Source organism: Lapidilactobacillus gannanensis, assembly GCF_003946675.1.
Lineage (GTDB): Bacteria > Bacillota > Bacilli > Lactobacillales > Lactobacillaceae > Lapidilactobacillus > Lapidilactobacillus gannanensis.
On record NZ_RHOT01000026.1, the window covers coordinates 1 to 25172 of the forward strand.

At 41.8% G+C, this 25172-nt stretch carries 42 protein-coding genes and 1 pseudogene; 42 read left to right on the top strand and 1 reads right to left on the bottom strand.

Translation table 11 applies throughout. The features are described from left to right. The 30 genes and pseudogenes from EKM81_RS11655 to rplQ form a co-directional block, all read left to right on the top strand. Positions 1-125 (top strand): annotated as a pseudogene (locus tag EKM81_RS11655) (IS30 family transposase); the annotation flags it as partial. Positions 126-422: 297 nt separating this feature from the next. Then, the gene (gene rpsJ / locus EKM81_RS07735) at positions 423-731 is read left to right on the top strand and encodes a 30S ribosomal protein S10 (RefSeq protein WP_125650475.1); all 309 of its coding nucleotides are present in this window, start codon (positions 423-425) and stop codon (positions 729-731) included. A gap of 26 nt (positions 732-757) precedes the next feature. Beyond that, positions 758-1390, top strand: a complete 633-nt coding sequence (rplC, locus tag EKM81_RS07740) for a 50S ribosomal protein L3 (RefSeq protein WP_125650477.1) — start codon at positions 758-760, stop codon at positions 1388-1390. 24 nt (positions 1391-1414) lie between these two features. Further along, positions 1415-2038, top strand: a complete 624-nt coding sequence (rplD, locus tag EKM81_RS07745) for a 50S ribosomal protein L4 (RefSeq protein WP_125650479.1) — start codon at positions 1415-1417, stop codon at positions 2036-2038. Beyond that, complete coding sequence (gene rplW / locus EKM81_RS07750) at positions 2038-2322, top strand: 50S ribosomal protein L23 (protein WP_125650480.1); 285 nt, start codon at positions 2038-2040, stop codon at positions 2320-2322. The genes rplD and rplW overlap by 1 nt, the downstream gene beginning before the upstream one ends. A 34-nt stretch (positions 2323-2356) precedes the next feature. Beyond that, positions 2357-3190 (top strand): 50S ribosomal protein L2, encoded by an 834-nt coding sequence (gene rplB / locus EKM81_RS07755; protein WP_125650482.1) that lies wholly within the window; start codon positions 2357-2359, stop codon positions 3188-3190. Positions 3191-3227: 37 nt separating this feature from the next. Next, positions 3228-3509, top strand: coding sequence for a 30S ribosomal protein S19 (gene rpsS, locus EKM81_RS07760; RefSeq protein WP_125650484.1), 282 nt, complete (start codon positions 3228-3230; stop codon positions 3507-3509). A gap of 20 nt (positions 3510-3529) precedes the next feature. Beyond that, positions 3530-3883 (top strand): 50S ribosomal protein L22, encoded by a 354-nt coding sequence (rplV, locus tag EKM81_RS07765; protein WP_125650486.1) that lies wholly within the window; start codon positions 3530-3532, stop codon positions 3881-3883. A gap of 11 nt (positions 3884-3894) precedes the next feature. Continuing rightward, a complete protein-coding gene (gene rpsC, locus EKM81_RS07770; protein ID WP_125650488.1) occupies positions 3895-4635 on the top strand; it encodes a 30S ribosomal protein S3 in 741 nt (246 codons plus the stop codon). Positions 4636-4638: 3 nt separating this feature from the next. Beyond that, positions 4639-5073: a 50S ribosomal protein L16 gene (gene rplP / locus EKM81_RS07775; RefSeq protein WP_125650490.1), complete on the top strand. Its 435-nt coding sequence runs from the start codon at positions 4639-4641 to the stop codon at positions 5071-5073. Next, positions 5063-5257 (top strand): 50S ribosomal protein L29, encoded by a 195-nt coding sequence (gene rpmC / locus EKM81_RS07780; protein WP_125650492.1) that lies wholly within the window; start codon positions 5063-5065, stop codon positions 5255-5257. Before rplP ends, rpmC begins: the two co-directional genes overlap by 11 nt. Positions 5258-5277: 20 nt before the next feature. After that, the gene (rpsQ, locus tag EKM81_RS07785) at positions 5278-5547 is read left to right on the top strand and encodes a 30S ribosomal protein S17 (protein WP_125650494.1); all 270 of its coding nucleotides are present in this window, start codon (positions 5278-5280) and stop codon (positions 5545-5547) included. 34 nt (positions 5548-5581) lie between these two features. After that, complete coding sequence (gene rplN, locus EKM81_RS07790) at positions 5582-5950, top strand: 50S ribosomal protein L14 (protein WP_125650496.1); 369 nt, start codon at positions 5582-5584, stop codon at positions 5948-5950. A gap of 45 nt (positions 5951-5995) precedes the next feature. Then, on the top strand, positions 5996-6307 hold the full coding sequence (gene rplX / locus EKM81_RS07795; protein WP_125650498.1) for a 50S ribosomal protein L24: 312 nt from the start codon (positions 5996-5998) through the stop codon (positions 6305-6307). A 24-nt stretch (positions 6308-6331) separates the two neighbouring features. Continuing rightward, a complete protein-coding gene (gene rplE / locus EKM81_RS07800; RefSeq protein WP_125650500.1) occupies positions 6332-6874 on the top strand; it encodes a 50S ribosomal protein L5 in 543 nt (180 codons plus the stop codon). A gap of 13 nt (positions 6875-6887) precedes the next feature. Next, entirely contained in the window at positions 6888-7073 is a 186-nt protein-coding gene (locus EKM81_RS07805; protein WP_057756742.1) for a type Z 30S ribosomal protein S14, read from the top strand. Between the two features lie 34 nt (positions 7074-7107). Then, positions 7108-7506 (top strand): 30S ribosomal protein S8, encoded by a 399-nt coding sequence (rpsH, locus tag EKM81_RS07810; RefSeq protein WP_125650502.1) that lies wholly within the window; start codon positions 7108-7110, stop codon positions 7504-7506. Positions 7507-7537: 31 nt separating this feature from the next. After that, positions 7538-8068: a 50S ribosomal protein L6 gene (rplF, locus tag EKM81_RS07815; RefSeq protein ID WP_125650504.1), complete on the top strand. Its 531-nt coding sequence runs from the start codon at positions 7538-7540 to the stop codon at positions 8066-8068. 19 nt (positions 8069-8087) lie between these two features. Beyond that, positions 8088-8456, top strand: a complete 369-nt coding sequence (gene rplR, locus EKM81_RS07820; RefSeq protein WP_318531088.1) for a 50S ribosomal protein L18 — start codon at positions 8088-8090, stop codon at positions 8454-8456. A gap of 21 nt (positions 8457-8477) precedes the next feature. Continuing rightward, positions 8478-8978, top strand: coding sequence for a 30S ribosomal protein S5 (rpsE, locus tag EKM81_RS07825; protein ID WP_125650507.1), 501 nt, complete (start codon positions 8478-8480; stop codon positions 8976-8978). A 12-nt stretch (positions 8979-8990) separates the two neighbouring features. Further along, positions 8991-9176 carry a 50S ribosomal protein L30 gene (gene rpmD / locus EKM81_RS07830; protein WP_125650509.1) on the top strand — a complete coding sequence of 62 codons (186 nt, stop codon included), beginning with the start codon at positions 8991-8993 and terminating at the stop codon, positions 9174-9176. 26 nt (positions 9177-9202) lie between these two features. Continuing rightward, positions 9203-9643 carry a 50S ribosomal protein L15 gene (rplO, locus tag EKM81_RS07835; protein ID WP_125650511.1) on the top strand — a complete coding sequence of 147 codons (441 nt, stop codon included), beginning with the start codon at positions 9203-9205 and terminating at the stop codon, positions 9641-9643. Next, on the top strand, positions 9643-10938 hold the full coding sequence (gene secY, locus EKM81_RS07840) for a preprotein translocase subunit SecY (RefSeq protein ID WP_125650513.1): 1296 nt from the start codon (positions 9643-9645) through the stop codon (positions 10936-10938). Before rplO ends, secY begins: the two co-directional genes overlap by 1 nt. 17 nt (positions 10939-10955) lie before the next feature. Then, a complete protein-coding gene (locus tag EKM81_RS07845) occupies positions 10956-11609 on the top strand; it encodes an adenylate kinase (protein ID WP_125650515.1) in 654 nt (217 codons plus the stop codon). Between the two features lie 150 nt (positions 11610-11759). Then, a complete protein-coding gene (infA, locus tag EKM81_RS07850; RefSeq protein ID WP_057823558.1) occupies positions 11760-11978 on the top strand; it encodes a translation initiation factor IF-1 in 219 nt (72 codons plus the stop codon). Between the two features lie 27 nt (positions 11979-12005). After that, entirely contained in the window at positions 12006-12122 is a 117-nt protein-coding gene (gene rpmJ / locus EKM81_RS07855) for a 50S ribosomal protein L36 (RefSeq protein ID WP_125650517.1), read from the top strand. A 15-nt stretch (positions 12123-12137) separates the two neighbouring features. Then, a complete protein-coding gene (gene rpsM / locus EKM81_RS07860) occupies positions 12138-12503 on the top strand; it encodes a 30S ribosomal protein S13 (protein ID WP_125650519.1) in 366 nt (121 codons plus the stop codon). 24 nt (positions 12504-12527) lie between these two features. After that, entirely contained in the window at positions 12528-12917 is a 390-nt protein-coding gene (gene rpsK, locus EKM81_RS07865; RefSeq protein ID WP_125650521.1) for a 30S ribosomal protein S11, read from the top strand. 71 nt (positions 12918-12988) lie between these two features. Continuing rightward, the gene (locus tag EKM81_RS07870; RefSeq protein ID WP_125650522.1) at positions 12989-13927 is read left to right on the top strand and encodes a DNA-directed RNA polymerase subunit alpha; all 939 of its coding nucleotides are present in this window, start codon (positions 12989-12991) and stop codon (positions 13925-13927) included. Positions 13928-13951: 24 nt separating this feature from the next. Continuing rightward, on the top strand, positions 13952-14332 hold the full coding sequence (gene rplQ / locus EKM81_RS07875; RefSeq protein WP_125650524.1) for a 50S ribosomal protein L17: 381 nt from the start codon (positions 13952-13954) through the stop codon (positions 14330-14332). A gap of 273 nt (positions 14333-14605) precedes the next feature. Here rplQ and EKM81_RS07880 read toward each other — a convergent pair whose 3' ends face one another. Next, a complete protein-coding gene (locus tag EKM81_RS07880; RefSeq protein WP_125650526.1) occupies positions 14606-15307 on the bottom strand; it encodes an EAL domain-containing protein in 702 nt (233 codons plus the stop codon). Positions 15308-15440: 133 nt separating this feature from the next. Here EKM81_RS07880 and EKM81_RS07885 point away from each other — a divergent pair, with 133 nt between their 5' ends. From EKM81_RS07885 to rpsI, 12 genes are all read left to right on the top strand, one after another. Continuing rightward, on the top strand, positions 15441-16769 hold the full coding sequence (locus tag EKM81_RS07885; RefSeq protein WP_125650528.1) for an FAD-dependent oxidoreductase: 1329 nt from the start codon (positions 15441-15443) through the stop codon (positions 16767-16769). 323 nt (positions 16770-17092) lie between these two features. Beyond that, positions 17093-17842, top strand: a complete 750-nt coding sequence (locus EKM81_RS07890; protein ID WP_125650529.1) for a helix-turn-helix domain-containing protein — start codon at positions 17093-17095, stop codon at positions 17840-17842. Positions 17843-18188: 346 nt separating this feature from the next. Next, on the top strand, positions 18189-18698 hold the full coding sequence (locus EKM81_RS07895) for a hypothetical protein (protein ID WP_125650532.1): 510 nt from the start codon (positions 18189-18191) through the stop codon (positions 18696-18698). A gap of 51 nt (positions 18699-18749) precedes the next feature. Beyond that, the gene (locus EKM81_RS07900) at positions 18750-19022 is read left to right on the top strand and encodes a hypothetical protein (RefSeq protein ID WP_125650534.1); all 273 of its coding nucleotides are present in this window, start codon (positions 18750-18752) and stop codon (positions 19020-19022) included. 31 nt (positions 19023-19053) lie between these two features. Further along, positions 19054-19704: a hypothetical protein gene (locus tag EKM81_RS07905; protein ID WP_125650535.1), complete on the top strand. Its 651-nt coding sequence runs from the start codon at positions 19054-19056 to the stop codon at positions 19702-19704. After that, a complete protein-coding gene (locus EKM81_RS07910) occupies positions 19701-19904 on the top strand; it encodes a hypothetical protein (RefSeq protein ID WP_125650537.1) in 204 nt (67 codons plus the stop codon). The genes EKM81_RS07905 and EKM81_RS07910 overlap by 4 nt, the downstream gene beginning before the upstream one ends. Positions 19905-20710: 806 nt before the next feature. Continuing rightward, positions 20711-21547, top strand: coding sequence for an energy-coupling factor ABC transporter ATP-binding protein (locus EKM81_RS07915; RefSeq protein WP_125650539.1), 837 nt, complete (start codon positions 20711-20713; stop codon positions 21545-21547). Beyond that, entirely contained in the window at positions 21523-22392 is an 870-nt protein-coding gene (locus EKM81_RS07920) for an energy-coupling factor ABC transporter ATP-binding protein (protein ID WP_125650541.1), read from the top strand. The genes EKM81_RS07915 and EKM81_RS07920 overlap by 25 nt, the downstream gene beginning before the upstream one ends. Next, entirely contained in the window at positions 22385-23185 is an 801-nt protein-coding gene (locus EKM81_RS07925; RefSeq protein ID WP_125650543.1) for an energy-coupling factor transporter transmembrane component T family protein, read from the top strand. Before EKM81_RS07920 ends, EKM81_RS07925 begins: the two co-directional genes overlap by 8 nt. A gap of 11 nt (positions 23186-23196) precedes the next feature. Then, complete coding sequence (gene truA, locus EKM81_RS07930; RefSeq protein WP_125650545.1) at positions 23197-24033, top strand: tRNA pseudouridine(38-40) synthase TruA; 837 nt, start codon at positions 23197-23199, stop codon at positions 24031-24033. Between the two features lie 160 nt (positions 24034-24193). Continuing rightward, entirely contained in the window at positions 24194-24637 is a 444-nt protein-coding gene (gene rplM, locus EKM81_RS07935; RefSeq protein ID WP_125650547.1) for a 50S ribosomal protein L13, read from the top strand. A gap of 14 nt (positions 24638-24651) precedes the next feature. Beyond that, a complete protein-coding gene (gene rpsI / locus EKM81_RS07940; RefSeq protein WP_125650549.1) occupies positions 24652-25047 on the top strand; it encodes a 30S ribosomal protein S9 in 396 nt (131 codons plus the stop codon). The last annotated feature ends 125 nt before the right edge of the window (positions 25048-25172 follow it).

Consider the following 25172-nt stretch of genomic DNA (forward strand, 5'->3'; position numbering starts at 1 on the left):
AAGGCCGCTCAATGCGCCAATTGACCTTAACAGGGATTCAAGCAATCCAAAACGCTCTGAACCAAAGACCACGAAAGATTCTCAACTATCAATCGGCAATCGCAGTCCTGCCAGACTTTGATTAACCAGACCAATAACTAAGAATAGGTCGGAAGTGTTGCACTTGATTTGACAATTCGGGACAAAAAAACTTTGAATTTTTTTACAATTTATTTCAGAAAAACCTTGATTTATCAGGGCTTTTCCTTTACTATAGATAAAGTGCTTGTCGAGAAGAAGGGCGTAGTACGCCCTATCCCTTGATAAGACAACAAGGGCGTTGATATGAGAGGTTGCGACACACCCGGCCGCATTGCCACGACGGTTATGTTGGTAATTCTCATTGAGCTTGTCCATTAATGTGACGAAAAGGAGGTATATCCATGGCAAAGCAAAAAATTCGGATCCGTTTAAAGGCTTATGAACATCGTATCTTAGACCAATCAGCGGAAAAGATCGTGGAAACAGCAAAACGTACTGGTGCTTCAATTAGTGGTCCAATTCCACTACCAACTGAACGTAACTTGTATACAGTGCTTCGTTCACCACATAAGTACAAGGATTCTCGTGAACAATTCGAAATCCGTACGCACAAGCGGTTAATTGATATTGTTAACCCTTCTGCAAAAACTGTCGATGCTTTGATGAAGCTTGATTTACCAAGCGGCGTTGACATCGAAATCAAATTATAATTTATAGAGAAAATGGAGGTGTAGTCATGGCTAGAAAAGGAATCTTAGGGAAAAAGGTTGGAATGACCCAAATCTTCACTGAGAATGGCGAATTGATTCCAGTTACAGTTATCGAAGCTAGCGCAAACGTTGTTTTACAAGTTAAAACAATGGATACCGATGGTTATGAAGCTGTTCAACTTGGTTATCAAGATGTCCGTGAAGTTTTGACAAACAAACCAGCTAAAGGTCATGCTGCTAAAGCAAATACGACTCCTAAGCGCTTCGTTCGCGAAATTCGTGATGTTGAGCTTGGAGATTATGAGCTAGGCTCGGAAGTTAAAGTTGACACGTTTAAAGATGGTGACATCGTTGACGTAACTGGTATCACGAAGGGTCATGGTTACCAAGGTAACATCAAACGCTTCGGTCAATCACGTGGTCCTGAGACCCACGGTTCTCGTTACCATCGTATTCCTGGTTCAATGGGTGCTATCATTAACCGGGTATTCAAGGGTAAGATGTTACCAGGTCGCATGGGTAACGACAAAGTAACGATTCAAAACTTACAAGTCGTTCGTGTTGATACTGATCGCAATGTTCTTTTGATCAAGGGTAATGTCCCTGGTGCTAAGAACTCATTTGTTACTGTTAAATCAGCAATCAAATTGACTAAATAAATTTTGAGAAAGGAGGATTTTTAAATGGCAAATGTCACACTTTATAAACAAGATGGAACTGAAAACGGCACAGTTGCTTTAAATGATGCAATTTTCGGAATTGAACCTAATGATAACGTCATCTTTGATGCAGTTATTATGCAACGTGCTTCTTTACGTCAAGGTACACATGCTGTCAAGAACCGCTCTGCAGTTCGTGGTGGTGGTCGTAAACCATGGCGTCAAAAGGGTACAGGTCGTGCTCGTCAAGGTTCAATTCGTTCACCACAATGGCGTGGCGGTGGTATTGTCTTCGGACCTACTCCACGTTCATATGCTTATAAACTACCAAGAAAAGTACGGCGTTTAGCAATCAAATCAGTTCTTTCCCAAAAGGTTATTGATGGTGATTTGATTGTTGTTGATGGATTGAATTTCGACCAACCTAAGACACAAGAATTCGCAAAGGTTTTAGCTGGTTTGAATGTTGCAACTAAGGCATTAGTTGTCTTAGAAGCAGACAATGATATGGCTGCTTTATCTGCACGTAACTTAGCAAATGTTACAGTTGTAGAATCTGACGGTATTAACGTTTTAGATATTGTTAACAACCAGAAATTGATCCTAACCCAAGCCGCTCTTGCAAAAATCGAGGAGGTACTTGGTTAATGGCAGCACATGATATTATTATTCGTCCAATCGTGACTGAACAATCAATGAACATTATGGAAGACAAGAAATATACGTTTGAAGTAGCTGTTCATGCTAACAAAGTTGCTGTTCGTCACGCAATTGAAGAAATCTTTGGCGTTTCAGTCAAAGAAGTGAACATTATGAATGTTCGCGGTAAAAAGAAACGTTATGGCCGTTACGAAGGTTATACAAAGAAACGTCGCAAAGCAATCGTTACTTTGACACCTGATTCTGACAAAATTAAGATTTTTGAAGATTAGTCATAACTAATAAACTAAAACAGGAGGAAAACTAATGGCGATTGTTAAATACAAACCAACCACCAACGGCCGTCGTAATATGAGCGGATCTGATTTCGCTGAAATTACGAAGACAAAGCCTGAAAAGACTTTGCTTGAATCACAAAGCCACACTGCTGGTCGGAACGCTCATGGACATATTACGGTTCGTCATCGTGGCGGCGGTCATAAGCAACAATACCGTATCATCGATTTCAAACGTACGAAAGATAACGTTAAAGCTATTGTTAAAGCAATTGAATATGATCCTAACCGGACAGCAAATATTGCTTTATTACACTATGAAGATGGGGTTAAGTCTTACATCTTAGCACCTAAGGGCTTACAAGTCGGCCAAGTAATTGAATCAGGCGAAAGCGTTGATATCAAAGTTGGTAATGCACTTGTGCTTAAGAACATTCCTGCTGGTACTTTAGTTCATAACATTGAATTAAAACCTGGTAAGGGTGGTCAATTAGCTCGTTCTGCTGGTACTTCAGCTCAAATTTTGGGTCATGAAGGCAAGTACAGTTTAATCCGGTTATCTTCTGGTGAAGTACGTCGAGTTTTGACTACTGGTCGCGCTACTATCGGTGAAGTCGGTAATGAACAACATGAATTGATTAGTATTGGTAAAGCTGGCCGTAAACGCTGGATGGGCTTCCGTCCTACCGTTCGTGGGTCAGTTATGAACCCTAACGATCACCCTCATGGTGGTGGTGAAGGTAAAGCACCAATCGGTCGTCCATCACCTATGTCACCATGGGGTAAGAAGACCATGGGTAATAAGACTCGTAGTTCTAAAGCACGTTCTGAGAAACTTATTATTCGTCACCGTAAAGGTAAATAAATAGTCATTTCTCATCACGCTCGAAGGAGGTAACATAATGGGTCGTAGCTTGAAAAAAGGACCTTTTGCTGACGAGCATCTTTTGAAGAAGATCGCCGCTCAAGCAGATAGTGAAAAGAAAACAGTCATTAAAACTTGGTCACGTCGTTCAACGATTTTCCCAAGTTTCATTGGTTACACAATTGCCGTATATGATGGTCGGAAACATGTCCCAGTCTTCATTCAAGAAGATATGGTCGGCCATAAGTTAGGCGAATTTGTACCAACAAGAACATTCCGCGGTCATGGCACCGACGATAAGAAGACGGCTGCACGTTAAGGAAAGGAGCGATTTAGCAGATGGCAGATCAAATTACAACAGCTAAAGCAGAAGCTAGAACTGTTCGTATTGCGCCTCGCAAAGCTCGCCTTGTAGTCGATTTAATTCGTGGCAAGAGTGCTGCCGAGGCTTTAGCGATTTTACAATTCACACAACGTGGTGCTTCACCAATCGTTGCTAAGGTTTTGAAATCAGCTATTGCAAATGCTGAACATAACTATGATTTAGATGCACAAAACTTATTTGTTAGTGAAGCTTACGTTAACGAAGGACCAACTTTGAAACGTTTCCGTCCACGGGCAAAGGGTTCAGCATCACCAATTAACAAACGGACAAGCCACATTACAGTGGTTGTCAAAGAAAACGAAGAGTAGGAGGGAAAAACGTGGGTCAAAAAGTAAATCCTATTGGATTCCGTGTTGGTGTTATTCGCGATTGGGATGCTAAATGGTATGCTGATAAAGAATATGCAGATTATCTACATGAAGATTTAAGAATCCGGAAATACATTGCAAAAAATCTTGCTGATGCCTCGGTTTCCCAAGTGGAGATTGAACGTTCAGCTAAGCGCGTGAATGTTTCAATTCACACTGCTAAGCCTGGTATGGTTATTGGTAAGGGTGGCGTTGAAGTTGAAAACTTACGCAAAGCCTTGAACAAATTAACCGGCAAACAAGTTCATATCAACATTGTTGAAATCAAACAACCTGATTTGGATGCTAAGTTAGTCGGCGAATCAATTGCTAGTCAATTGGAAGCTCGTGTGGCTTTCCGTCGTGCTCAACGTCAAGCAACACAACGGACTATGCGTGCTGGTGCTAAGGGTATCAAGACACAAATCTCTGGTCGTTTAAACGGTGCAGATATGTCCCGTCGTGAATGGCATACAGAAGGTACAGTGCCATTGCATACTTTACGTGCTGACATTGACTATTCTTGGGAAGAAGCAACAACTACTTACGGTCAATTAGGTGTTAAAACTTGGATTTACCGTGGTGAAATCTTACCAGGTCAAAAAGTCGTTCGTGATGCTGAAACTGCAAATGACAAGAACAGACGTAACAACAGAAGAAATAATCGTCGCGATCAACGTGGTGATAAGAGAGCTGCGAAAGGAGGAAAATAATCAATGTTAGTACCTAAGCGTGTTAAGCATCGCCGTGAGTTCCGTGGTAAGATGCGCGGTGCTGCTAAAGGCGGTAAAGAAATCAGCTTCGGCGATTACGGTTTACGTGCCTTAGAATCACATTGGATTAGCAACCGTCAGATCGAAGCTGCTCGTATTGCCATGACTCGTTACATGAAGCGTGGCGGTAAAGTTTGGATCCGGATCTTCCCTCATAAATCATACACTGCTAAAGGTGTAGGTGTCCGGATGGGTTCCGGGAAAGGTGCTCCAGCAGGTTGGGTTGCACCAGTTAAACGCGAGAAGATTTTATTTGAAATCGGTGGCGTTCCTGAAGAAGTTGCGCGTGAGGCACTTCGTTTGGCATCAAATAAATTGCCAATCAAGACTAAGTTTGTTAAGCGCGAGGAAGTAGGTGGCGAAGCTAATGAAGGCTAATGATATTAAAGAGTTAACCACTGCTGAGATGCTTGATAAAGAAAAGCAATATAAAGAAGAATTGTTCAATTTACGTTTCCAACAAGCGACTGGTCAGCTAGAAAATACTGCTCGCTTGAAGCAAGTTCGTCAGAACATTGCACGGATCAAGACTGTTCTTCGTCAGCAAGAACTTGAAAAATAATCGGAAGGGAGATATCAAACTTGAGCGAAGAAACTCGTAATCATCGTAAAGTTTACCAAGGACGTGTTGTATCCGACAAAATGGATAAGACCATCACTGTCGTCGTTGAAACTTATCATACGCATCCTACTTATGGTAAACGTGTTAAGTATTCAAAGAAGTATTATGTGCATGATGAAAACAACGAAGCAAAAGCCGGCGATATTGTTCGGATCATGGAAACTCGTCCGTTATCCCGTTCAAAACGCTTCCGTTTATTAGAAGTTGTTGAAAAGGCTGTTATTATTTAAAGTACGTCAAGAATGACGAGAGGAGGACATTAAAGTGATTCAACAAGAAAGTCGACTTAAAGTTGCTGATAATTCAGGCGCTCGTGAAATCTTGACGATCAAAGTTCTTGGTGGTTCTAACCGCAAAACGGCTAACATCGGTGATACAATCGTTGCAACTGTCAAACAAGCAACACCAGGTGGCGTTGTCAAAAAAGGTGACGTTGTCAAAGCTGTTATCGTACGGACACGTTCAGGCGCTCGCCGTGCTGATGGTTCATACATTCGTTTCGACGAAAATGCTGCGGTTATTATTAACGCAGACAAGAGCCCACGTGGTACTCGTATTTTTGGGCCGGTTGCACGTGAACTTCGTGATAATGACTTTATGAAGATCGTCTCATTGGCACCGGAAGTATTGTAATCTTCACCATACTGAGAATTTTCATGAGGAGGTGCACATCTAACGATGCACGTAAAAACTGGTGATAAAGTTAAAGTGATTAGCGGCAAGGATAAAGGCAAGGAAGGTTCAGTTATCAAGATCCTCTCTAAGCAAAATCGCGTTGTCGTTGAAGGCGTAAACATGGTCAAGAAGCATAACAAGCCAAGTAATACTGACCCTCAAGGCGGTATTAAAGATCAAGAAGCGCCAATTGATGTTTCAAACGTTATGTTAATCGATCCATCAACTAACGAACCAACTCGGGTTGGTCATAAAATTGTTGATGGTAAAAAGGTTCGGATCGCCAAAAAGTCTGGCGCCCAAATCGACAAGTAAACACGAAGGGAGGAAAACTTTTAAATGACTAGTCGCTTAAAAGAACGCTACGTTAAAGAAATTACACCTGCATTGGTTGAGAAGTTCAACTACTCTTCAGTTATGCAAGTGCCAAAGATTGAAAAAATCGTTTTAAACATGGGTGTTGGTGACGCTGTTTCCAACTCTAAAAACCTTGATAACGCCGTTGAAGAATTGACACTTATCTCAGGTCAAAAGCCTTTGATCACAAAAGCTAAGAAATCTATTGCCGGTTTCCGTTTGCGTGAAGGTATGTCAATCGGTGCTAAAGTTACTTTACGTGGAGAACGGATGTATGACTTCTTAGATAAGTTAATCAACGTTTCCTTACCACGTGTTCGTGACTTCCATGGTGTTAGTACTCGTTCATTTGATGGACGTGGTAACTACACACTTGGTATTAAAGAACAATTAATTTTCCCTGAAATCGAATTCGACAAGGTTGCCCGTGTTCGTGGTTTGGATATCGTGATCGTCACAACTGCAAATACTGACGAAGAATCACGTGAACTCTTAACCCAAGTCGGCATGCCTTTCGCTAAATAGGAGGTAACACAATTTGGCTAAAAAGTCATTAGTTGTCAAGAATCATCGTCCAGCTAAGTTCTCAACTCAGGAATATACACGTTGCGAACGTTGTGGACGTCCACATTCAGTTTATCGTAAATTCAAGCTTTGCCGTGTTTGCCTTCGTCAATTAGCTCATGAAGGTCAAATCCCTGGCATGAAAAAAGCAAGCTGGTAAAACCAAAAGACAGGAAAAGGAGGTAAATTAATCAATGGTCATGACTGATCCAATTGCAGACTATCTAACTCGTATTCGTAACGCCAACATGGTACGTCACGAATCCTTAGAAGTTCCTGCCTCAAAGATTAAGAAAGACATCTCTGAGATTTTGAAGCGTGAAGGTTTTATTCGCGATTATGAAGTTATCGAAGATGGCAAACAAGGAATCATCCGTATTTCTTTGAAATATGGTCAAAATCGTCAACGTGTCATTTCCGGTTTGAAACGTATTTCTAAACCAGGTTTGCGTAGCTACGTTAAAGCTGATGATGTGCCTAAGGTCTTAAATGGTTTAGGTATTGCAATCATTTCTACATCCGAAGGTGTTATTACTGATAAAGAAGCCCGGGCAAAGAATGTCGGCGGCGAAGTATTAGCATACGTTTGGTAATCTTTTAAAAAGTTAGGAGGTGTTTCATTAAATGAGTCGTATTGGCTATAAAGTAATTGAACTTCCTAAGGACGTTACAGTTACTAAAGATGGCGATCAAGTTACAGTTAAGGGGCCTAAGGGTGAATTAACTCGGACTTTTGATCCAGCAATTACATTGAAAGAAGAAAATGGTGTCATTTCTTTTGATCGTCCTAATGACAACTACAAAGCTTTACACGGAACAATGCGTGCTAACTTAAACAACATGGTCATCGGTGTTACTGAAGGCTACAAGAAACAACTTCAATTAGTTGGTGTTGGTTATCGTACACAATTGCAAGGTAAGAAGCTTGTTTTGAACGTTGGACTTTCACACACTGTTGAATTTGAAGCACCAAAAGGCATTAGCATTGAGGTTCCTTCAAATACTGAAATCACTATCAGTGGTATCAGCAAGCAAAAAGTTGGTCAGTTCGCAGCTGAAATTCGTGCGATCCGTCCACCAGAACCTTACAAGGGCAAAGGTATTCGTTATGTTGACGAAATTGTCCGTCGTAAGGAAGGTAAGACAGGTAAATAGTTTCTAGAAAATTTATGAGGTGAACATTGTGATTACAAAACCAGACAAGAATAAGACACGGCAAAAACGCCATACGCGTGTCCGTGGCAAAATCTCTGGTACTGCAGAGCGCCCACGCTTGAACGTTTTTCGTTCTAACAAAAACATCTACGCGCAATTAATTGATGACGTAGCGGGTGTAACGCTTGCAAGTGCCTCAACTCTTGATAAAGAGTTAACTGCAGCAGATACAAAAGTTGAACAAGCACAACAAGTTGGCGAATTAGTCGCAAAACGTGCAAAAGACAAGGGCATCGAAGATGTTGTCTTTGATCGTGGTGGTTATCTCTATCACGGCCGTGTTCAAGCTTTAGCTGAAGCAGCTCGTGAAAACGGACTTAAATTCTAACGAAAGGAGAAAACCACACATATGACTTTTATCGATCCATCTCACTTAGATTTAGAAGACCGCGTTGTTACAATCAACCGGGTTACTAAAGTAGTTAAAGGTGGCCGTCGCTTACGTTTCGCCGCAATTGTTATTGTTGGTGATAAAGCAGGTCACGTTGGCTTTGGTACTGGTAAAGCTCAAGAAGTTCCTGAAGCAATTCGGAAAGCTTCTGAGAATGCCAAGAAAGCTTTGATTGAAGTACCAATCGTTGGGACAACAATTCCTCATGAAATTATTGGCCACTTTGGTTCAGGTAGCGTTCTTTTGAAGCCAGCCGTTGAAGGTTCTGGAGTTAGTGCCGGCGGTGCCGTTCGTGCATTAATGGAACTTGGCGGTGTTAACGATGTTACATCGAAGTCTTTAGGCAGCAACACACCAATCAACGTAATTCGGGCAACTATGGATGGCTTATCACGTCTCCAAACTGCTGAGCAAATTGCTAGTCTTCGTGGTGTTTCTGTTCAAGACTTACAAAATTAGGAGGCCTTGTTGATGGCAAAGATTAAAATTACGCTTACACATAGTGCCGCTCATCGCTTACCTGCTCAACGTAAAATCGTTAAAGAGTTAGGCTTAGGCCGTGTTAACAGTAGTGTGGTTAAACCAGATAACGCTGCTACACGCGGAGCTATTTTTAAGATCTCACATTTAGTTGAAATTGAAGAAGTAAACGACTAGAAATATACAAGGAGGTGCTAGACTTCATGAACTTGCATGAATTAAAAGCTAGTGAAGGTTCACGCCGCAACCGTAAACGTGTCGGCCGGGGAACTTCATCAGGTCAAGGTAAGACTGCAGGCCGTGGCCAAAAAGGCCAATTGGCTCGTTCAGGCGGTAAGACTCGTTTAGGTTTCGAAGGTGGCCAAATGCCATTATTCCGGAGAATGCCAAAACGTGGCTTCAAAAACATTAACCGTAAAGAATATGCTGTTGTCAATTTAAGCGATTTAGATCGTTTTGACGAAGGCACTGAAGTAACGCCAGAATTGTTAATTGAATCTGGTATCATTAAAAAACAACTTGCTGGTGTTAAGTTATTAGCAGGTGGAGAAGTAACCAAGAAACTTTCAGTTAAGGTTGCTAAATATTCAGCGGCTGCTAAAGAAGCTGTTGAAGCTGCTGGTGGTTCCATCGAGGTGATCTAATGCTGACAACATTGCGGAACGCATTCAAAGTCAAAGAAATCCGTAAAAAGATCTTTTTTACTTTATTCATCTTATTGATTTATCGATTAGGTACTCAAATCACGATGCCTGGGGTTGACGCTTCATCGCTGTCAAAAATCAGTGCTAGTGGCTTGATTCCTTTACTTGATACGGTTAGCGGTGGTGGTTTGACGAACTACTCATTGTTCTCAATGGGTGTTTCACCATTTATCACTGCTCAAATTGTCATTCAATTATTGCAAATGGATATCGTACCTAAGTTTGTCGAGTGGAGTAAACAAGGTGAAGTTGGCCGGCGTAAACTTAACCAAGCAACTCGTTATCTAACCATCGTTCTCGCTTTTGTACAGTCAATTGGGATCACAGCCGGCTTTAACTACTTAAGTGGTTATGGCTTGGTTAAAAATCCAAGTGTTCAAACTTTCATCTTATTAGGGATTATTCTAACAGGTGGCACGATGTTATTAACTTGGTTAGGTGAACAAATCACCGATAAGGGTATCGGTAATGGTGTCTCGATGATTATTTTCGCCGGGATCATTGCTCGCTTACCTAATGGTATTTATCAGTTAGTTAGAGATAACATTATTAACGCTAAAGCTAGTGAGCGTCCGCTTAATATCTTGTGGTTGGTATTGTTACTCATTGTTATTCTGTTTATCGTTTATTGGGTAACTTATGTTCAGCAAGCAAATCGTAAAGTGCCGATTCAATATACTCGGCGTGCGACGAGCGGCGGCAACGAAAGTTATCTACCATTAAAAGTTAACGTATCTGGCGTTATCCCAGTTATCTTTGCCAGTTCGTTTATTATCACCCCTTCAACAATTCTGATGATTTTCCAAGCCAATCATGGTGACGAAGGTTGGTACCAAGTACTGTCGAACATCTTCAGTATGCAGACCACAGTTGGGGCAATTATTTATACATTGTTAATTGTTCTCTTCACTTTCTTCTATGCCTTTGTTCAGGTTAACCCTGAGAAATTGGCAGAGAACTTGCAAAAGCAAGGTGCCTATATTCCTAGCGTTTGGCCAGGTAAAGAAACTGAGAAATATTTCTCTGGCTTGTTGATGCGTTTATCAACAGTCGGTTCGATTTTCTTAGGTTTGATTGCCTTGTTACCTCAATTAGCAACCAACATCTTTGGTCTGCCTCAATCAATTGGTTTAGGCGGAACAAGTTTGCTGATCGTTGTTGGGGTTGCGCTAGAAACATCACGGCAATTGGAAGGTTTGATGATGAAGCGGCGTTATATCGGATTTATTCGTTAACTGGAGGCTAGATTAAGTTGAATTTGATTTTAATGGGACTACCTGGTGCCGGTAAAGGTACTCAGGCTGAAAAAATTGTTGACCAATATCATTTGGCCCACATTTCTACAGGCGATATGTTTCGTGAGGCCATGGCCGCGAAAACGACTATTGGTCTTGAAGCTAAAAAATATATTGATAACGGTAATTTAGTTCCTGATGATGTCACCAATGCCATCGTCAAAGAACGGTTACAAAAACCAGATACCAACATTGGTTATATGTTGGATGGTTTTCCGCGGACGATTGAACAGGCCGAGGCACTTGAAAAGATTGCCGCTGACCTGGACAAACCGGTTGATGCAGTTATCAATATTGAGGTCGATCCTAAAGTCTTAGTTGATCGTTTATCTGGGCGCTTCATTTGCCGGACTTGTGGCGCAACTTATCATAAGTTGTATAATCCGCCAAAGGTTGCTGGAACTTGTGATCGCTGTGGTGGACATGATTTTTATCAACGTGAAGACGATAAGCCAGAAACGGTTAAAAACCGTTTAGCCGTTAATATCAAAATGAATACACCGTTACTTGATTTTTATCGCGGTAAAGGTTTGCTTTATACCGTCAATGGTGAACAAGATATCGATCGGGTTTTTGATGAAATTAAAGTAATTTTGTCAAAATTAAATTAACTCTTGGTTCAGTGGTATAAAGCAAAATTGAACGCTTGGCAACAACCAATGTTTGTGGTATACTCAAGCATTGTTACTGTCAAGTGAGTACCTTTAGGGCTCACTATTTTTCTGTATCCACTTGTTTAACCAATTAGGAGGAATTTTTGTTTGGCAAAAGATGACGTCATTGAAATCGAAGGAACAGTGACTGATACCCTTCCTAACGCAATGTTTAAAGTTGAGTTAGAAAATGGTCACTCAGTGCTTGCACATGTTTCCGGTAAGATCAGAATGCATTACATTCGGATTCTTCCTGGAGATAAGGTTACTGTCGAATTATCACCATACGATCTCACCAAAGGCCGTATTACTTATCGTTATCGTTAAGATATCGTATTTTCGGGAGGCTTAGAAATGAAAGTAAGACCATCAGTTAAAAAAATGTGCGAACATTGTAAAATTATCAAGCGCAAGGGCCGCGTCATGGTCATTTGCTCTGCAAATCCAAAACATAAGCAACGTCAAGGCTAATAGGAGGTGTAAATAATGGCTCGTATCGCAGGTGTTGATTTACCTCGTGAGAAGCGGATCGTCATTGCTTTAACCTATATTTATGGGATTGGCAATACGACTGCACAAAAAGTTTTAAAAGAAGCCGGTGTATCTGAAGACGTTCGTTCTAAAGATTTAACACCAGACCAAGAAGACAAAATCCGTGCTGCTGTTGATAACATTCGAGTAGAAGGCGATTTACGTCGTGAAGTTACTCGTGATATCAAACGTTTGCAAGATATTGGCTCATATCGTGGTATCCGTCATCGTCGTGGTTTGCCAGTTCGTGGTCAAAACACAAAGAACAATGCACGGACTCGTAAAGGTCCTAAAGTTTCCATCGCCGGTCGTAAGAAATAATCTAATTAAGAAGGAGGTAAGTTCATGGCAGTTCGTAAAGGAACACGTAAGCGTCGTGTTAGAAAGAATATTGAAGCCGGTGTGGCACACATCCATTCAACATTCAATAATACTTTAGTAATGATTACTGACCCTCAAGGCAATGCTGTTGCATGGTCATCAGCTGGTGCTTTGGGTTTCAAAGGTAGCCGTAAGTCAACACCTTTTGCTGCACAAATGGCTGCAGAATCTGCTGCTAAAGAATCCATGGAACATGGTATGAAGTCGGTCGAAGTAGCCGTTAAAGGACCTGGTTCAGGTCGTGAAGCTGCAATCCGTGCTTTACAAGCAACTGGTCTTGAAATCAGCGCAATTCGTGATGTGACACCAGTCCCTCATAACGGATCTCGTCCTCCAAAGCGTCGTCGTGTTTAGTGTCGTTGATTCGTAGTAATTGTCGACGAGTTTACATTGAACACACACGTTTCGAAAGGGGTAAAGATTGAATGATCGAATTTGAAAAGCCAAACATTACAAAAGTTGATGAAAGTACCAACTATGGTAAGTTTGTAATTGAACCGCTAGAACGTGGTTACGGTACCACGCTTGGCAACTCATTGAGACGGATTTTATTATCGTCTTTACCTGGCTCTGCTGTCTCAAGCATTCAAATTGATGGCGTGTTACATGAGTTTTCAACCATCGATGGGGTCATGGAAGATGTCACCCAGATTATTCTTAATATTAAAAAATTGGCGTTAAAAAATCACTCTGAAGATGCTAAAGTGATTGAAATCGAAGTAGATGGCCCAGCAACCGTCACTGCTGCTGATATTAAAGCTGACGATGATATCGAAGTTTTAAATCCAGAACAGTATATTTGTTCGATTGCTGAGGGTGGTCATTTACACATGCAAATGACTGTTAGCAATGGGCGTGGCTATATTCCAGCTGATCAAAACAAGTCTGGTGACATGCCAATTGGCGTCATTGCTGTTGATTCGATTTTCACACCAATTGAACGCGTGAACTATCAGGTCGAAAGTACCCGTGTTGGTAAGCGTAATGACTTTGATAAATTAACCTTGGATGTTTGGACTAATGGTTCGGTCTCACCACGTGAAGCAATTAGTCTAGCTGCGAAAATTCTTTCTGATCATTTAAATATCTTTATTGACCTCTCCGACGAGGCAAAGAATACTGATGTCATGGTCGAAAAAGAAGAAACGCAAAAAGAAAAGAAACTTGAAATGACAATCGAAGAACTTGATTTGTCAGTTCGTTCTTATAATTGCTTGAAACGGGCCGGGATCAACACGGTTCAAGAATTAACCAATAAAACTGAAGCAGATATGATGAAGGTTCGTAACCTTGGCCGTAAATCTCTTGAAGAGGTTAAAGCTAAGTTGATCGATCTTGGTTTGTCATTACGCTCAGATGATTAATCTAAACTAAAGGGAGGTAAAACTATGAGTTACCGCAAGTTAGGTCGTGCATCTGCACCACGTAAGGCTATGTTACGTTCATTGACAACTGATTTATTAGTTCATGAACATATCGAAACCACTGAAACTCGTGCGAAGGAAATTCGCCGTTCTGCAGAAAAAATGATTACTTTAGGCAAACGTGGTGATTTACACGCACGCCGTCAAGCTGCTGCATACTTACGCAACGAAATCGCTGATATTCATGAAGAAGGCGAAGAAGTTGTTGTTCAATCAGCACTTCAAAAAGTATTTAGTGATCTTGCACCTCGGTATAAAGACCGTAATGGTGGTTATACACGAATTTTAAAGACTACTCAACGTCGTGGCGATGGTGCACCAATGGTTATCATCGAATTAGTTTAATTCCGGATTAAACCGAAAACACGAAAAGTTTCGACCAATTTTCATTTCATAGGTGTGAGTGCGAGCGTTACGATGATGGGAACCCACCAAGTCTAGCTTAGGAGATTGTTTAACAATTTCCCCATTTATGAATGATTATTGTACATATCTTTGTTGAGCTCATGAGTGTCAACGGTGCTAGGTGACTAGCACGCATTAATGCAAAAGCGTTCGCTATTCAAATAAATGAATAGCGAACGCTTTTTTGATGGGCTTATTTCAGTGATTGTGGGCTTATAAACCAAAATTAACTGGATCACCAGATAGTCGTAGTAATTGTGGTTTACCGTAAAAGTAACCTTGTCGAAAGTCAATTTCAAAACGATTACTTAACTGGTCGTCGGCAGCAGTTTCAATTCCCTCCAGAACCAACCGTAAACCATATTCCTGACTAATGGCATGCCAGAAATGTAATTGTTGTTGAATCTTAGGATCGTCAATGCCAGTACAGAAATTTTGCAGGGCAAACTTTAGTTCTGAGGTCAATGGTAGGAGCTCTTGAATATTCTTAAAATCGTTGATTCCGGTGCCTACATCATCAAGTGAGACTTGCATACCTTGTTCAATAAAATGGCGTAAATGAGGAATAATTGCGGTATTATGGTAACATCCGGGACCAGCTTCTTCGGTTAACTCGACCACTAACTTGGCGGGATAAAGTTGTCGTTGACTAAGAATGATTGCTTTAGCAATTTTTGTATCTAGTAATTGTTCGCGACTAACGTTAACCGCACAGTATTGAACTTTTAGACCTAGAATTTTAGTTGTAGCGACTAATAAATCAGCGACGATTTTAGGATCTATTTTCGCAAAGTCACTGGGCACTCGCCAACCTTGCTGGGTGAGTTCTTTGATCAATAGCTCGTAGCCATAAATGGTTTTAGTTCGCACATCTAGTTGCGGCTGCACGAAGTAACGATAGGTTGTTTGTGTCATTTAAATCACCTTTATGAAAGATTCATGTGCGTGTATTTACATCTTGCACAAGACATGTATACTTCAAAATCAGGGGACTATGATATTACGATTAGAAAAAAATTGGGAAAATTAGTGAAAGTTGTGATTGGAAATGAAAGTAGCCATTATTGGTTGCACCCATGCAGGTATTGCAGCGATGCGCCAAATCTTAAAATATTATCCTGAGGCAGAAATTACCGTTTATGAACGGCATGCTGATATCTCTTATCTTTCTTGTGGTACTTACTTACATATTGGTGGTACAGTTAAGAACTTAGCTGATGTTTTTTACGCGAATCCTAATGAGTTTACTAAGCAAGGTGTGAAGATGCGGTTGCAATTTGATGTGATTCGGATCGATGCCCAAGCACACACAATCATGGCCCAGAACTTGCTCAGTAAGGAATTGGTTCATGATCACTATGATAAATTAATTATGGCGACAGGGTCGATTACAGCCATTCCGGCAATTACCGGTGTCGAAAATGCTAAGGTGATGCTTTGCAAGACTTGTGATCAGGCACATGAATTGTACAAGGCGGCGCAACAGGCTGAACAGGTCGCAATTATTGGTGGCGGCTATGTTAAATCAGGCCATCAGGTGACTATTTTCCAACGGGGACCACAGTTACTTGATGAATACTTAGACCCGGTCTTGGCTGAACGCGTCACAAAATTACTGACTGATCAACAAGTCCATGTTATTACGAATGCTGAAGTAATCAAGTTCAGTGATACCACTAGTAATAAATTATGTGTGACAACTAAACAAGCAGCGTATTTGGTTGATCTTGCAGTGATTTGTCCCGGCGTCATTCCCCAATCAGACTTATTAAAGGGTCAATTCACACTAGCCAAAAATGGCGCGATTATTACTGATGCTTATATGGGGACCTCTGATCCGGACATTTTCGCAGCTGGAGACGCGACTGAGGTTCATTTTAACCCGACTTTGCATGCTGCATATATTCCGTTAGCTTCACATGCCATTCGTCAGGGCACTTTAGCTGGAATCAACGTTTTTGATAAACGTTTGAAATCAATTGGTACCCAAGCGACAACTGGGATGTTGTTGTTTGACCAAACCATTGCCTCTACAGGATTAACATTGGCAGGTGCTAAAGCGGCCCATTATCAGGCCCGTAGTGCATTTTATCAGGGCAATTATCGGCCTGACTTCATGCCAACTACTGCTGAAGTAACGATTGAACTGGTTTATGATCAGACTAGCCGCAAAGTTCTTGGCGCTCAGTTGATGAGTGCCCACGAAGTCTCGCAATCAGCAAATACATTGTCTGTCATCATTCAAAATGAGAACACAATTGATCAGCTGGCCTTTATTGATATGCTGTTCTCACCGAATTTTGATGAGCCATTTAATTATTTGAACCTGGTGGCCCAAGTGGCCGTCGAGCAGGAACAAGGTTACTGGCGGACCTAAGCCTACCTAATCAATTAGGCGAGTTCTGGCAAAAATCTATTTTTAAAAATAAAACGAATTTAACAGCTGAAACGTGGTCTCAAAAGATAACCGGCTGCGCTTAATATCAAAAAATCGAGCAATTCTGATGAATTGTTCGATTTTTTACGTTAGTGCTCACAAGTGGCTGCCTTTGGTCACATTCCGTATTTTGCTAGTCCACGGTAATTGGCCGTTATAACGCCGCTTCAAGTGAAATCACGCTGGCTAAATAGTCGCAACAACCATGAGTTGTTAGGCAAAAGTACAACTGCTTGCTATGGTCAAAGTGAAAAGAGGTCATAATGATGACAGAAGCAGAAATTCTTCAATTATATCGACAAAAATTTGGTTATACTCAACAGCAATTAGCCGAGCAACTGCATATTTCACCTCAGGCAATTTCGCGTTGGGAAACTGGTGAAACTTTACCAAGTATTGATAATTTAGTTGCGCTAAGCGATTTATATGATCTGTCCTTAGATCAGTTGATTTTGGCGGGTCCTTATTTTAGACGACCGTTAATTATCGGTCGTCCAATTGCTTGGCCGAAGTTTATTAGTTTCGCGGTTATTTGGCTACTGGTCAGTTTATTCTTAACTGGCTTTGGTTATCAGCCCTGGTGGCTCTTTATGGTTGTGCTTGTCGTCGGTTTGATTTTTGTCTTACCGGTGGTCTTTCAGGATTACTGGCAAATTGATCGAACTGGTTTGCGCATCACTCATTATCAAGGCCGAAGTTGGCAACGGCTGGCAGCGTTATGGCGGCGAACGCCCCAGCAATTACTGGCTTATACTGATATGGCGCAGGTCAAAATCAGTTATCAGCCGCGGCAGCAACGCTCACCCTGGGACTTCTGGCCAGATCCAGTCATCATGCAAGTCACCTTAAAAGACGGCCAACAATTTTCGCTGAATTTATCTGGCACACTGCCAGACTATTTGCCACGGTTAGTCATGTTCTTATCGCGGCAGCATGTTCAGGTGATTGATGAACAGCAGTTGGTTGATAAATTGCTTTTGGGGCAGGACTTGTATGAAGAATTTCATCAATGAATAGGTTAAAACAGTCGCAACTTAGTCGACTGTTTTTATTTTGGTTAGGTCAGCCTGCGTGGTGATTCGCGTGCTACTGACTATCATATTTTCACGTTAAACAGAAAAATGAATCAGTATTTAGCATATTGGGCGAAAACAATTTGTTCTGAGTTGAGCTTATTTAAGAACGATATGTTAGAATTATAGAATAGATAGATTATAAAATGTCGAAATACGTGAATAATATTCTTATGATGACTCATGAATTTAAATGTTTTCACGCTGTTTTTTGGTGTGATTACCATAAATAACGGCATGATGATGCAGTGCGCAGTATCAGGCAAATGTTTTAGGAGTGATAACTATGGGTGATGTTCGGTCAGTCAAATTTGAGCGGTTGATCAAGTTTTTGCTGAATTTATGTATTGTGGCACTTGCTTTGATGTTGATTGCAATGCTGGGCTTTTTTGTTTATGCGCAATATCAATATTTTGGTAAAGGTAATTGGCAGCTACTTAGCGGGACAATCAAAGGGCTTAATATTCCATTGGCAAATCCGGATATTTTCTTCCGCCACAGTGTGATGCAGTTCTTATTTTCATTAACGATTTTATTGGCGACGGTTGACTGTGGAATTAGTCTGCGGATTGCATTGGTACTAAAAGATATTTTTAAACGTTTTTGTCAGAACTTAACAATCTCTCGGGCAATGTTCATACAGATTTTGCGGCCCCAAATCTGGTTATTAGTGGTGTCATTATTGATGTTGGTTGTGGGACTGTTGGCTGGAAATTTGGAATTTCGAATTGATGCGTTGTTTGCCCAAGTGGCATTGTTGGCCTTAACTTATGTCGTCGTTCAGCAGCGTGATTGAGATTGGGACAACTAACAATGAGCAGATGTTTGAAAATGGATGCTGGGAGTGATGCTAGTCAAAAAACTATGGTCGTGCATTTTAGCGGGATTGATAGCTTTAGGCTTAGGAATCAAAGGGACGATTCTGACGACACAGAAAATTACCGTGCGAAATCAGCCGAAGATTGAAGTGGTGGTGCCACCAACTAGAAAAGCCAAAATTACCTATCAGACTAAGAATAAAATTAGCAGCTTCGAAAATCCCCAGCACAAGCTTTGTGTGGTCATCATTGATCATCAGCAACGGGAAGTCAGTTTGCGGGAATTAGTTGACGCTAATTAGGTTGAGCAATTCAAAAAAGGAGCGGTACTTGATGACACGTTTAAAAAATCCCATGGTCGGCTTGGCCAGTTATTTAATTTTTTATTTGGTGGCAACATTGGCAGCGGGTAATCAATGGCTGCCATTTCCCAAAGGTTTTTGGTTATCATTTGGTCTTCTGCTGATTACCGTGACGTTGCTCTTAATCGAACAGCATCAATTAATTAGCAGCCAACTACAACGGTTGTCCTGGTGTTCACTTGCGGCAATCTTGTTTGGCGCGCTGTTAATTGCCGTGTTACTCTACACGATTCCCAGAATTATTTTGGAAACAAAAGCTCTGACTAGTTACAATAGTTTCCAAATGCCGGCAACTGCTGGTTGGCTATTAGCTGGTTTGAGCTACAACTTTATTTATGTTTTTGCTTCAGTAATTGCAGTGCTAGTTGTGCCGGCCAGTTTTTCTGACTCCGCCCAAGACTGGCAGTACCTAGTGCCAATTCTGATTTGCGTCATTAGCGCGCCGTTGGATCATGTATTATGGCAACTTCTAATTATTGTGCCGCTGTGGTTGGGCCTATTTCTGGCTTATCGTTTCAGTCGCAATTTTGTTTTGCCCTTAGCAATCTGGCTGGTTTTTACCGCACTGTGTGATTTCCTGCCGATTACCAGCATTACCCTGGGCAATGGGGTATTGATATGAAACAACCTTGGCGGGGAATACTTATTAATATTCTTTGGACTGTGGCAATTATCATCTGGCTGAACGCACTAAACCAACATCCACCAGTGGCAACCATGACTGAAAATCAACGACTGTTATTTGGCGTAGTCAGTTGGATTGGTTTGTTAGTCTTCGCCAAATTCCTCGGCTGGCTAATCAAAAAAATTCGTCAATGCTGAGAAAATTTGATTTCAAAATAGCATCACTTCATTAGCTTGTTTGCAAATCGCTGGTTAAAGTCCTGCGACTGCGAAGAGGCTTTTTTGTTCTGGGAGTATGTCAGTTTTAGTTAGGCTAATTTGCCTAAATATGATGCTATTTAACCAGATAGTATTTTTCATACATGTTACTTTCAAATAATCAAAAGCAAAAGGATTGTTTTTACATTAGGGCGGTTTAGACACACGACATATTTAAAAATTTGTCCTGTATCTACATTCACTTTTTAAAAATCAGTCTTTTTTACTTATCACCATATTTTCAATTGATAATCGAATTTTGCTAAATTAGAATTTAAAACAAGTAAGTATAAAGTGCACAAAATCAACTCCAGACGGAATGGAGGGCGTGGTTGTCAGCAGCCAAATTTCAGAGTGTGACAAAAGGCGGTTAGCCGGTGAGCATTAACGTAAAATATCGACCAATTCGTTAGAATTGATCGATATTTTGGCGTTAAGCGGAACCGGTTGCCTTTTGAGAACACGTTTCAGCTGTTAAAGTTCGTTTTATTTTTGGAAAATGCTTTTTGTCGTTGCTTCAAAGGCTCGTATTTGAAACAATTCGGTCTTTAATTGGTTCAAATCGATGCCGGCAGCGTTCCACAACCAGCAAGCCCGCAATGAAGTCAGACGCCATTCTGCTTTAAAACGCCATTTGTATTTGAACTAAAAATCCAGTCATCATTTTTAACAGCTTGGTTACTTAAAGTAAAGCCGAAATATGGTAAAATGTGACTATTGAATAAAAATTAGGGGCGGGTTGGCTGATGGTACCAATTATTCAGGTGAAGGATCTGACTTATACTTATCAGAATAGCAAAGTACCAGCTTTGCAGAATGTTTCCTTGACGATTGAACCTGGTCAGTGGATTGCAATTGTCGGCCATAATGGTAGCGGCAAAAGTACCTTGGCGCAAATGCTCAATGGCTTAATTGCACCACAATCTGGTGAGGTCTACATTGACGGCGAGTTGTTAACCGAGGAGTCCGTTTGGGCAATTCGTCGCAAAATTGGGATTGTTTTCCAGAGCCCTGACAATCAATTCGTTGGCGCTACTGTGGCTGATGATGTCGCTTTTGGCATGGAAAATAACGGCGTGCCCCGGGCAGAAATGATTCCCCGGGTGCAGGCTGCCTTGGCGCAAGTGGGGATGACGGCTTATGCTGATCATGAACCAGCACGTTTATCCGGTGGTCAGAAACAGCGGGTGGCTTTGGCTGGGGTGCTCGCGCAACGGCCGCAAGTGATCATTCTTGATGAAGCGACCAGTATGCTTGATCCCCAAGGGCGTCATGATGTGGTGAGTTTGATGACGTCATTACGGAAGACGGGTCAGTTTACGATTATTTCGATTACTCACGATATTGACGAAGCCGCCCTAGCTGATCAGGTGATTTTAATGGATAATGGCAAAGTGATCACGTCCGGGACACCAGCGGAGATTTTCGCCCAAGGTGAGATGTTACAACAGCATGGCTTAACGGTGCCATTAAGCGAGAAGGTCCGCCAAGGATTACTGCAGGCGGGCGTGAAGGTGGCTGATCATTACTTAGATGAGGAGCAGTTGGTGAAGAATTTATGGACATTACATTCAAACAAGTAGATTACACTTACCAAGCTGACTCTCCAATGGCGACGCTAGGCTTGCGTGATATTAATTTACATTTTAAAAGCGGTACTTATAACGCCATCATTGGTCAAACTGGTAGTGGCAAAAGCACGTTGCTACAGCATCTGAATGCCTTACTGATTCCGACAAAAGGTGAAGTGGTGATTGGTCAACAAGTGGTGACGCCGCAGACAAAAAATAAAGAACTTTATGATTTGCGCCGCAAAGTCGGTTTGGTTTTCCAATTTCCTGAAAGTCAATTGTTTGAAGAAACCGTCTTAAAAGATGTGGCCTTCGCACCGAAGAATTTTGGCAAATCAGTCGCAGAGGCTGATGAAATTGCCCGACGTGCTTTGCGGTTAGTCGGGATTGCTCCCGAGCTTGAGGATAAAATGCCTTTTGATTTATCAGGTGGACAAATGCGGCGGGTAGCGATTGCTGGTGTGTTAGCCATGGAACCGGAAGTTCTGGTTCTTGATGAACCCACGGCTGGTTTGGATCCCGTTGGTCGTGAAGAAATGATGACGTTATTTGCTAAGATTCAAAGTGAACGCAATTTAACCGTGATTTTAGTCACTCATCAAATGGACGACGTGGTGCGTTATGCTGAACAAGTGGTGGTCATGGAACAAGGTCGGGTCTTGAAAACAGGCCAACCGCAAGAAATTTTCGCCGATATTCCTTGGCTCCATCAGCATAACCTCGAGTTGCCTAGCACGGGTCGCTTAGTGCAGCAGTTGCAGCAACAAGGCTTCCAATTTTCCCAGGTACCGTTGACGGTGCCAGAATTGTTGGCGCAACTAACCCCGCAGTTAAAGCAGGTGGTTACTTATGAATAAATTGATTTTTGGCCGTTATTATCCTGGAAATTCTTTTGTCCATCGGTTGGACCCGCGTTTAAAATTGATTTTAAACATCCTTTTCATTGTTTTGATTTTCTTTGCCCAACATTGGCCTAGTTACGTTATTCTAGGTGCCGTCGTTGTCGTTAGTGTCTGGGCGTCAGGAATTTATTTGAGCTTCTTTCTCCGTGGTTTGCGGCCGATGCTGTGGCTGATTCTGTTCACAGTTGGCTTGCAACTATTCTTTACCAGTGGTCAACATGTTTATTGGCAGTGGGGCTGGCTTAGTCTCAGTCGCGAAGGCTTGATCAACGCTGGTTATATTGCCGCCCGGTTCTTGTTGATTATTTTCATGTCGACACTGTTGACCTTGACGACTCAGCCGTTGGAAATTGCTGACGGTTTGGAGTATTTGATCAGTCCCTTGCGTGTCATCAAGTTTCCTGTTAATGAAGTGGCGTTGATGTTGTCGATTGCCTTACGGTTTGTACCAAAGCTAATGGATGAGACCACGAAAATTATGAATGCCCAGCGTGCACGCGGTGTGGATTTCAATAATGGTAGTTTGCTGAAGCGCGCCAAGGCTTTGTTACCACTGTTGATTCCTTTGATGATGAGCAGTATTGATATTGCCTCGGATTTGACTACGGCGATGATCTCGCGTGGTTATCGCGATGGTGAAGGTCGCACCCGCTACCGAATTTTGAAATGGCAAATGCGCGATAGTTGGGTGCTCGGCGCCTTCGTGGTGATCAGCACCGGGATGTTAGTTCTAGAAAGAATGATGTAGGAGGTGGCTGTGTGCCACGTTATCGAATTACCGTTGCTTATGATGGCACCAACTTTGCCGGCTTCCAAGTACAGAAAAATCAGCGGACAGTTCAAGGTACGCTGGAACAGGCTTTAATCAAGATGACTAAGGGTGAGCAGATTCGCGTTCATGGTTCTGGGCGGACTGATGCTGGCGTTCATGCTTATGGCCAGGTGATCCATTTCGATTATCCTAAGAAAATTCCGGCGCGAAACATGCTAATGGCGTTGAACAGCCTATTGCCTTTAGATATGGAAGTTACTGACAGTCAAATCGCCGACCCAGAATTTCATGCCCAATTTGATACACTTGGTAAATGTTACCAATATCGCGTCAGTCAAGGTCGGTTTACTGATCCGTTTAAAAGATTGTATACAGGGCATTATCCTTATCCAGTTGATGTAGAGCGGATTGAGACGGCCTTGCAAGATTTGTTAGGTGAACATGACTTCACAAGTTTTGCGGCCAGTGGTGGGGTCATTAAAAATAAAGTTCGAACAATTTATCGCGCTAAGGTTAGCGCGGATCCAGGCCAACACGAATTGATTTTTACTTTCATTGGCAATGGCTTCCTATATAATATGGTGCGTATTCTGGTGGCGACCTTATTGGAAATTGGTAATGGTCGTCGGGATGAACATGACTTGTTACGATTGTTCACGGTGAAAGATCGGCAGCAAGCTCGCGGTACTGCACCAGCCAGTGGCCTTTATTTGCAGAAAGTATACTATCCTGGGGATGAGGCCGAGTTAGCTGCGCTCAGTCAGATTCCACTGACGAAACCACTGCAGCCGAAACATCCACATGGTTTGCGGCGTCAATCATAAATAACCCCTTTTCTTGTTAAAAAAATCCCAGTAACCACAAATTTTCATTGACTTCAAGGCCTATTTTCGGTAAACTAGTTGTTGGTATTTGTTTGCCCCACGATAGGCCCCGGAAACTTATTGAGTGTCAGACAAAACATTATGTATGGAGGAATTTATCGTGCGTACAACACCTTTGGCAAAACCAAGCGAAATTGAACGTAAATGGTATATTATTGATGCCACAGATATTTCATTAGGTCGGGTTTCAACAGTCGTTGCATCAATCTTGCGCGGCAAGAACAAACCAACATTTACACCTAACGTTGATACTGGTGATAACGTAATCGTTATCAACGCATCAAAACTTAAATTAACTGGTAAGAAAGCAACTGATAAATTATATCAGCACCACAGTGATCATCCCGGTGGTTTGAAGACACGGACAGCTGGCGACTTGTTAGCTAACAATCCTACTCGGCTTGTGGAATTGTCAGTTAAGGGCATGTTACCTAAGAATACGTTGGGTCACCAACAATTCATGAAGTTACATGTATACGCTGGTGCAGAGCATGCTAACCAAGCTCAAAAACCAGAAGTCTTAGATCTTACAAACTTGAAGTAGGGAGGAAATTATAAATGGCACAACAAGCTATGTATAACGGCACTGGCCGTCGTAAAGATTCAGTTGCGCGTGTTTTCCTCGTTCCTGGAACAGGTAAAATCACGATCAACAAAAAGTCAGCAGAAGATTATCTTCCATTTGCTAACCTTATCAAAGATTTGAAACAACCCCTAGTTTTGACTGAAACAGAAGGCTCATATGACATTAATGTTAATGTTCATGGTGGTGGCTTCTCAGGTCAAACAGGTGCTGTTCGTCACGGTATCGCTCGTGCTTTATTACAAGTCGATCCTGATTTCCGTGGTGTTCTTAAAGCCGCTGGCATGTTAACTCGTGACCCTCGTATGAAGGAACGTAAGAAGTACGGTCTGAAGAAGGCGCGTAAGGCATCTCAATTTAGCAAACGTTAATATCGTTATGCTACCGAGATGGAAACGTTGGTACGACAACGTTTCAAACGTATCTCGTTTAGGAAAGTGGTTCTCCCAATTAGGGCGAGCCACTTTTTTTGTCCCTCGTTTTTGTGCGCGTTTTG